The 716-nt window shown below is 43.2% G+C and carries 1 protein-coding gene; it reads right to left on the bottom strand.

Going from position 1 to position 716, the window contains the following annotated elements:
* Positions 1 to 122: 122 nt before the first annotated feature.
* Positions 123 to 716, bottom strand: a 594-nt coding sequence (locus AB4496_RS28930; RefSeq protein ID WP_372133559.1) for a phosphate/phosphite/phosphonate ABC transporter substrate-binding protein, incomplete at its 5' end; no start/stop codon positions are given.

Below are 716 nucleotides of genomic sequence, written 5' to 3'. Positions count from 1 at the left end.
TCACTATAGTATGAAGATATCAGCCACTGAGACAAGGAAAGGCAGCCCATAGTCAAAACGACCATAAGCATGTTTCCGAGAACCAATTTACCTTTTAACTTCATAAGCAATAACTTCTCTAGTTAACGGGAGATGTATTCATCAACCAGTCGTTTTTGCGCTTCCGCCCAAGAAATGCTTTCTACAATCTCTGGTGTGATAGCATCAAACTTTTTCGTCTTCTTATAGGCTTTCAAAGCCAGTTTACCTTCCTCACTTTCATGAGCCGCAAGCAATACTAAGAGCATGTTTTGCTTAAGTTCGGAGGAGAGATCAGGGCGTATTAGTACTAGTGAGCGGGGAATCGCTTGAGAAGTATGGATTACCTGTAACTGTTGTTTTACCTGCTCGGGAATTTCTTTCTCCCAATCGAGATTACTAAATGCAGCTGACGCAACAATATTACGATGAACCCAGCTCATCATGTTAGATTCTCCTCCAGACTTTGAATATTCATCGGAGAAAAAATAACCCACCTTGTCTTTCGGTGGATATTCTCTAGGGGAGCTTAGCTCATAGAGCTTATATCCTTGCCCAAGCAGTATCGCCGCAGGGACAAGAAATGCACTAGTAGAACCGACATCCTCAAAGACAACCGTTTTGCCTCGCAGATCACCTAGGGAGTCTACCCCGTTATCGCGTTTGGAAAAGAAGATTGAATGATATTCCGCCACACC

Source organism: Vibrio sp. 10N.222.46.A1, from assembly GCF_041473595.1.
GTDB lineage: Bacteria > Pseudomonadota > Gammaproteobacteria > Enterobacterales > Vibrionaceae > Vibrio > Vibrio tasmaniensis_A.
The sequence above is the reverse complement of the archived record's forward strand: the minus strand, read 5'-3'. Positions and strand labels throughout refer to the sequence as shown.